General features: G+C 73.4%; 6 protein-coding genes. All 6 read left to right on the top strand.

Features of this window, described 5'->3' with window-relative positions; genetic code table 11:
- Positions 1-121: 121 nt before the first annotated feature.
- The 6 genes from ACWGH4_RS27305 to ACWGH4_RS27280 all read left to right on the top strand — a co-directional run bounded on the left by ACWGH4_RS27305 (position 122) and on the right by ACWGH4_RS27280 (position 7108).
- The gene (locus ACWGH4_RS27305; protein ID WP_453465628.1) at positions 122-2251 is read left to right on the top strand and encodes a HEAT repeat domain-containing protein; all 2130 of its coding nucleotides are present in this window, start codon (positions 122-124) and stop codon (positions 2249-2251) included.
- A gap of 56 nt (positions 2252-2307) precedes the next feature.
- On the top strand, positions 2308-2619 hold the full coding sequence (locus ACWGH4_RS27300; RefSeq protein WP_453465626.1) for a zinc-ribbon domain-containing protein: 312 nt from the start codon (positions 2308-2310) through the stop codon (positions 2617-2619).
- Positions 2620-2756: 137 nt separating this feature from the next.
- On the top strand, positions 2757-4148 hold the full coding sequence (locus ACWGH4_RS27295) for an FtsW/RodA/SpoVE family cell cycle protein (RefSeq protein ID WP_453465624.1): 1392 nt from the start codon (positions 2757-2759) through the stop codon (positions 4146-4148).
- A complete protein-coding gene (locus tag ACWGH4_RS27290) occupies positions 4145-5695 on the top strand; it encodes a penicillin-binding transpeptidase domain-containing protein (RefSeq protein ID WP_453465622.1) in 1551 nt (516 codons plus the stop codon). The genes ACWGH4_RS27295 and ACWGH4_RS27290 overlap by 4 nt, the downstream gene beginning before the upstream one ends.
- Complete coding sequence (locus ACWGH4_RS27285; protein WP_453465620.1) at positions 5601-6659, top strand: amidase family protein; 1059 nt, start codon at positions 5601-5603, stop codon at positions 6657-6659. The genes ACWGH4_RS27290 and ACWGH4_RS27285 overlap by 95 nt, the downstream gene beginning before the upstream one ends.
- Complete coding sequence (locus tag ACWGH4_RS27280) at positions 6656-7108, top strand: DUF3291 domain-containing protein (protein WP_453465618.1); 453 nt, start codon at positions 6656-6658, stop codon at positions 7106-7108. The genes ACWGH4_RS27285 and ACWGH4_RS27280 overlap by 4 nt, the downstream gene beginning before the upstream one ends.
- Positions 7109-7222: the final 114 nt, after the last annotated feature.

Raw genomic sequence — 7222 nt, 5'->3', positions numbered from 1 at the left:
GGCCTGGATTCAACAACCCCGAGACAACCCCGTCGGATACCGGTCAGGATGTCGGATCCTTGGGGCACACTTCCCCCAGACACAGGGTTGAGACCCAAGGTTTCTTGGGAGGGGGACAATCGTGTTCGCGGGAATCGACGAGGTCGAGTGGGCCTCTCTGGAACACGCCTACGGCCCGGCCGACGATGTGCCGGAGCTGCTGCGCCAACTGGCCTCCGAGGATCCCGCCGAGCGCGAGAGCGCACTCGACGCCATGTACGGGGCCGTGCACCACCAGGGCGACGTGTACGACTCGACGCTGGCCTGCATCCCGTTCCTGATGGAGCTGGTCGCCGACCCCGCGGTCGAGGACCGGGGAGGCATCGTCGAACTGCTCACCAGCATCGGCAGCATCGACCTGGACGGCGACGACGAACTCGACCCGGAGGACGAGGAGTTCGAGGACGCCGCGAACTACGCCATGGCCGCCTCCGCGGTGACCGCGGGGGCCGATGTGTTCCTCGGCCTGGTGGACGACCCGGACCGCGGTGTGCGGCTCGCCGCGCCGCTCGCGCTGGCCACCCTGCACACCGACCCGGTGCGCGTCCTGCGCCTGCTGCGGGCCCGGCTGGACGCCGAGCAGGACCCCGAGGTGCGGCTCGCGTGCGTGGAGGCCACCGGGCGGATAGCGCTGCGGCACCAGGGGCTGCTGCCCGAGGTGGTGGAGTGGCTCACCGGGCTGTCCGGGATGGCGTACGGAGCGGGTCTCCGGCTGGCCGCGATCGCGCAACTGGCTCGCTGCGCCCCCGGGGCGCTGCCCTCCGACGTGGTGCCCGGGGTGACAGGGCTGCTGCGTGAGCTGCGCACGGAACCGGTGGCGGCGGTCCCGGCGGCCGAACGGCTGCCGTCGCCGACGCTGCTCGGCCAGCTGCGCCAGGTGCGCGCCGCCGACACCGTCGGCCGTCCCGCGCCCTGGACGGCCGACCTGCTGCGCACCCTGCACTCGGGCCTCGGCGACCGGGTCGAGGACCGGATAGCGCTGCTGGCGGACCAGCTGTGCAGCCCGGACCGGGCGCAGCGGATCGACGCCGTACGGATGAGCAGCGCGCTGCTGCGGACATGGCGGGGCGCGTACGGGGAACTGGTCGGCCTGATCGGCGACCAGCTCGCGGACCCGGAACCGAGCCTCGCCGCGGCGGCGGCGTACGCACTGGGGGACCTGTTCGGCCTGGCGGAGCCGGCGGCGGACGCGCTGGCGCGGCGGCTGGCCGCCGAGCCGGGCACTTGGGTGCGCGAGTGGGAGAGCGGGCCGCCGACGCTGGGCCCGGCCGTCCTCGCGCTCGCGCGGGCCGGCGACGCGCGGGTGGTGCCCGTGCTGGCGCGGCTCCTGCAGCGGCCCGACGCGCCACGGGACCTCGCGTATGCGCTGGACCGGCTGGGCGGGGCCGCCGCCGCCCTCGCCCCGGCGCTGCGGGAGCGGCTGGACGCGCTGGAACTGGACGACCGGTCCTCCGACGGCGCCGTTGCACTGCTGCACGGCCTGTCCGTACTGGGGGCGGACACGGCTGCGGGATCGGTGCCCGCCGTGCTGCGTGTACTGCGGGACGCGCCCGGCGAGTGGCGCGGCTGTCTGACCGACGCCGCGGTGCGGACGCTCACCGCTCTCGGGCCCGCCGCGCGCGAGGCGGTGCCATATCTCTGGGGGCTGCTGCGCGAGGCGGGGTACGAGCGGGGGGCGGACCGGCGGTCGGCGTGCGGTGCCGTGGCCTGCTTACCGCCGGCGGCCGCCGCACAGGCCGCGGGCGCCCTGTGGGCGGTCGAGGGTGACGCCGCCGCGGTGGTGCCGGTGCTGTGCGCGGTCCTGAACGCGCCCGAGCAGGCGGCCCGCCGGTCCGCGGCCTCCGTGCTCGCCTCCATGGGGACGTCCGGCGCGTCGGCGGCGCCGCAGCTCGCGAGGCTGCTGCGGTCGATGGAACCGTGGACGCGGGTGCGGGCGGCGGAGGCTCTGTGGCGGGTGACGGGGGACCCCGAGGGCGCCTGGCCGGTGCTGCGGGCGGCCTGGGAGACGATGCCGCGCACCCGGGTGCCCGTCGCGGCGTGTCTGGCGGACATGACCACGGCGGGCGCCGAGGGAGCGGTGGGTCTGCTCGACCGTGAGCTGCTGTCCGCAAGACGTCATAACGCGATCGACAACGGGGCGGACAGTCATGACATCGTGGAGGACGAGAGACTGCTGGCTCTGTGCCGGCGGGCGGTTCACCGCAGGCCATGACTTCGCATGCCGAGCGGAGCGTGACGGCGGACCATGAACGGGGAGGACCCGACAGCATGATCATCTTCGGTACCAAGGGTTACATCTACCAGCTGGCGATACTGACGCTGGTGTGCGGCCACTGCGGCAACCCCTCCGCGCACACGCTCAGGAAGCGGGTCACGAAGTTCACGCTGTTCTTCGTGCCGCTGTTCCCCTTCTCCACGAAGTACGCCACCCAGTGCACCTTCTGCGGGGCCGAGCAGCAGATCTCCTCCGAGCAGGCGCAGCAGCTCCAGGCGCAGTCCGCGGGCGGCGACCAGGGCGTGCAGGGCGGTCAGCCGTACGGGCAGGCCCAGCAGGGGCAGCGGAACCCCTACCAGCGCTGAGCCGTCGGCGGCGCGGGCGCGGCGGGCGGAGCGTGTCTCCCCCGCCGGCCGACGCTGCGTGACGGCCCATCTGTTCGACGTCGGCGCACCCTGACATAAGGGGACAAACAGACGAGCCACTTGCTACGTTGCGTGACATGACCGCAACGACAGCGGGCACTTCGGGGCCCGAGCCGTGTCCCGCGCCCCGTCCGCCCAAGCGGCGGGGCGTCGAACTGTCGCTCCTCCTCGGCGCCGTCGTCATCTGCGTCCACGGCTACGTCGCCGTCGGTCTCGCCAGGAACGGCGCCGTGCCGCCGGACGCCGCCGGCTACGGAGCGGGCCTCGGCGTCCTGGCACTCCTCGCACATCTGGCCGTACGCCTCCGCGCCCCCTACGCCGATCCCCTGCTGCTGCCGATCGCCGTCCTGCTCAACGGCCTCGGCCTGGTGCTGATCTACCGGCTGGACCTTCAGACCCCGCTCGACCGGGCGGCCCCCACCCAGCTCGTCTGGTCCACTTCCGGGGTCGCCCTGTTCATCGTGGCGGTCGTCGTCCTGCGCGACCACCGGATCCTCCAGCGGTACGCGTACATCAGCGTCACGGCCGCGCTCGCGCTGCTCTGCGCTCCGATCTTCTTCCCCGCGGTCAACGGGGCCAGGATCTGGATCCGGGTGGGACAGCTGTCCTTCCAGCCGGGCGAGTTCGCGAAGGTGCTGCTCGCCGTCTTCTTCGCCGCGTACCTCGCCGCCAACCGGGGCGCCCTCACCCACGCCAGCCGGCTGATCCGCCGGCTCCAGCTCCCCACCGGCCGGGTGCTCGGACCGATCGTCGCGGTGTGGCTGGTCAGCGTCGGCGTCCTCGTCCTCGAACGGGACCTCGGAACCTCGCTGCTCTTCTTCGGGCTCTTCGTCGTCATGCTCTACGTGGCGACCGGCCGGATCGGCTGGATCGCGGTGGGTCTGCTGCTCGCGTCGGCGGGCGCGTACGCCGTCGGCTCGCTCGAACCGCACGTCCACAGCCGGGTCGAGGACTGGCTCGACCCGTACGCCGGCATCGAGTCCGGGCAGGGCCCCGGCCAACTGGCCCAGTCCCTCTTCGCCTTCGCGGCCGGCGGGATGCTCGGCACCGGTCTGGGGCTCGGCCACTCCGTGCTGATCGGCTTCGCCACCAAGTCGGACTTCATCCTCGCCACCGCGGGCGAGGAACTGGGGCTCGTCGGCCTCAGCGCGATCTTCCTGCTGTACGGGCTGATGGTCGCCCGGGGGCTGAGCGCCGGGCTCGCGGTGCGCGACGCGTTCGGCCGGCTCCTCGCGGTCGGCCTCTCCTCCATCGTCGCGCTCCAGGTGTTCGTCATCGCGGGCGGTGTGACGGGCCTGATCCCGCTGACCGGCATGGCGATGCCGTTCCTCGCGCAGGGCGGCTCCTCCGTGGTCACCAACTGGGTCATCGTGGCGCTGCTGATCCGGCTCAGCCACTCGGCCCGCATGCCGCCGCCCGTGCCCGTGGAGGTGGGCGTCCACGCCCCGGCACCGGCGGTGCGGCGGTGACCAGATGCATCCGGCACGCCGCCGTGTTCAGCCTGCTGCTCCTGCTCGCGCTGCTGGCCAACGCCGCCCGCGTGCAGGTGCTGGAGGCGTCGGCCCTCGAGAAGAACCCGGCCAACCGCCGGGCGGCGATCGCCCGTTACGCGGAGCCCCGTGGCGACATCCTGGTCGACGGGAAGCCGGTCACCGGGTCCGAGGACACCGGTGAGCAGCTCCGCCACGAGCGCACCTACCTCGACGGGCCGCTGTACGCGCCGGTGACGGGCTACTCGTCGCAGATCTACGGGACCTCGTTCGTCGAGCACGCGCAGGACCCGGTCCTCAGCGGCAGCGATCCCCTGCTGGCGCCGTTCCCCTTCTGGGGCGACCTGAGCCGCAGCCGGCCCTCCGCCGGGGACGTCGCCACCACCGTGAAGGCCGCCGTGCAGCAGGCCGCGTACCAGGGTCTCGGCGGCCGGCGGGGCGCCGTCGCGGCGATCGAACCCTCGACCGGGAAGATCCTGGCCCTGGTCAGCAGCCCGTCGTACGACCCGGAGCTGCTCTCCGGCAACGGGCCGGAGGCCTCACGGGCCTGGGCCCGGCTCAACGGCGCGGACACGCAGCCGATGCTGAACCGCGCGATCCGCCAGACCTATCCCCCCGGCTCCGCGTTCAAGATCGTGACCGCCGCCGCGGCCCTGGAGAGCGGCGTCGTCGACGACGTGGACGCGCCCACGCGCACACCGGAGCCCTACCTGCTGCCCGGCACCCGCACCCCGCTGCCGAACGCGACGAAGGGATGCGAGGACGCCTCGCTGGCCTACGCGATCCAGTGGTCGTGCAACACCGTGATGGCGAACCTCGGGGCGCGGGTCGGACTGCGGGACATGGTCGCCACCGCCCGCGGGTTCGGCTTCAACGACCCCGGACTGCGGATCCCTTCGGGCGTGACGGTCTCCAACTTCGACACCGACATGTCGCCCGACCAGCTGGCGCTGTCCTCGATCGGGCAGTTCAACACGACGGCCACACCGCTCCAGATGGCGATGGTCGCGGCGGCCGTCGCGAGCGGCGGCGACATCCACACTCCGTACCTGGTGGAGCGGGTGACCAGGGCGAACGGCGACCTGATCGCCCAGAACGGCCCCCGCGCCTACCGGCAGGCGATGACCCCGGTCACCGCGCAGCGGCTGCGGCAACTGATGGTGCGGGCCGTCGAGGAGGGCACCGGCGACAACGCGGCGATCGGGGGCGCCACCGTCGGCGGCAAGACGGGCACCGCGCAGCACGGTATCGACAACTCGGGGCTCCCGTACGCCTGGTTCATCGGTTGGGCGCAGGCCCACGACGCGCCCCGGCCGGAGGTCGCGCTGGCCGTGGTCGTCGAGGACGCCTCCGCGGTACGGGAGGCCATCAGCGGCGGAGGCAGTGCCGCCCCCGTCGCGCGGGCCGTGATGAGGGCGGCACTCTGGGGCCATGAACATCGCAGCGTCGCTGGACGCCATCGGGCGACTGGACCCGGAGACGAGCGCCTTCGTCGAGGTATGGGCCGAGGAGGCGCTCGCCCGTGAAGGCTCGCTGGACACCGGACTCCCCCTGGCCGGACTGCCGTTCGCGGTAAAGGGCCCCTCGGGCGTCCGGTCGTACGCCGCGCGGCGGCTCACCGCGGCGGGCGGCGTGGCCGTCGGCTCGACCTCGGTGCCCGGCCCCGGCACCCCCTGGCAGACCTGGGGTCTCGGCGCGCACGGCCCGACCCGTAACCCCTGGCGGCCGGACCGCACTCCCGGCGGGTCCTCCGCGGGGTCGGCCGCGGCGGTCGCGGCCGGCATGGTGGGCCTGGCGACCGGCAGCGACGGTGCGGGGTCCGTACGGATCCCGGCCGCCTGGTGCTCGGTCTTCGGACTGAAGACGACGAACGGGCTGCTGCCCTCGCCCGACCGCACGGGCCTTGCCTCCGCGGGTGTCCTGACGCCGACGGCGGCGGACGCCCGTGCGTATCTGCGCTGCGTACTGGACACCTACGAGCCGGCCGCCCCGGTCCTGCCGCTGCCGGCGGTCTGGTCGGCGGGCCTGGGCTTCGCGGACACGGAACCGGAGGTGGCGGCGGTCGCGCTGGCGGCGGTGGAACGACTGGAATCCGCCGGTGTCGTACGGCTCACGGACGCCCGCCCGGTACTGCTGGACCCGTGTGACGCGTGGACGGCGGTACGGGGCGGCCGGCCGGCGCGGGGAGCGGCCGTGCGGGCCGAGAACGACCGTCGCCTGGACGCCCTGTTCGCCGGCGCGGCCGTCCTGCTGACCCCCGCGACCCCCAACCGGCCGCACGGTCACGACGGCCCCGGGGCGGACGTCTACTCGACGGCGCTGACCTGGGCGTTCAACCTGAGCGGTCATCCGGCGGCCAGCGTCCCGGCGGGCTTCACGAGCGACGGCTGCCCCGTAGGGCTTCAACTGGTGGCCGAGCGGGGGGCGGACGTCTCACTGGTCGAAATGGCGGTGGCGGCGGAGAAGGGCCTGATTACTGTGCGGCCATGACCTCCTACGAGCTCGCCCAGGTGAACATAGCCCGCCTCAAACACCCCTTGGATTCCCCGCAGTTGAAGGACTTCGTGGACAACCTCGTCCCCGTGAACGCGGTCGCGGACGCCGCCGACGGCTTCGTCTGGCGGCTCCGGACCGAGGCGGGTGACGCGACCGACCTGCGGGTCTTCGGCGACGACTGGCTGATGGTGAACATGTCGGTGTGGCGTGACACCGACACTCTGACGGCCTTCATGTACCAGGGCATGCACCGGGAGCTGCTGGCCCGGCGCCACGAGTTCTTCGAGCGGATCAACGAGGTGATGTCGACGCTGTGGTGGGTCCCCGCCGGTCATCGGCCGACGGTCCGCGAGGCGGAGGAACGTCTGCTGCACATCCGTGAACACGGGCCGACACAGCAGGCGTTCACCCTTCGCAAGTCCTTCCCCGCGCCCGCGGTGTGACCGGCGGCGTCGGCCGGCCCCGACGCTCGCCCCACGTGTTCCGGTCGGCTTCGGGCGGTCCGCGCGGTCGGCGGCCCGGGAGCGTCCGTGACGCCGTCCTGCCGGGACCGGCGG

Source organism: Streptomyces sp. NPDC054847 (genome assembly GCF_053610925.1).
The sequence above is the reverse complement of the archived record's forward strand: the minus strand, read 5'-3'. Positions and strand labels throughout refer to the sequence as shown.

Bases quoted from the DNA above. Each gene is read 5' to 3' on its own strand.
- ACWGH4_RS27300 (WP_453465626.1), top strand. From the start codon at position 2,308: ATGATCATCTTCGGTACCAAGGGTTACATCTACCAGCTGGCGATACTG.
- ACWGH4_RS27295 (WP_453465624.1), top strand. From the start codon at position 2,757: ATGACCGCAACGACAGCGGGCACTTCGGGGCCCGAGCCGTGTCCCGCG.
- ACWGH4_RS27285 (WP_453465620.1), top strand. From the start codon at position 5,601: ATGAACATCGCAGCGTCGCTGGACGCCATCGGGCGACTGGACCCGGAG.
- ACWGH4_RS27280 (WP_453465618.1), top strand. From the start codon at position 6,656: ATGACCTCCTACGAGCTCGCCCAGGTGAACATAGCCCGCCTCAAACAC.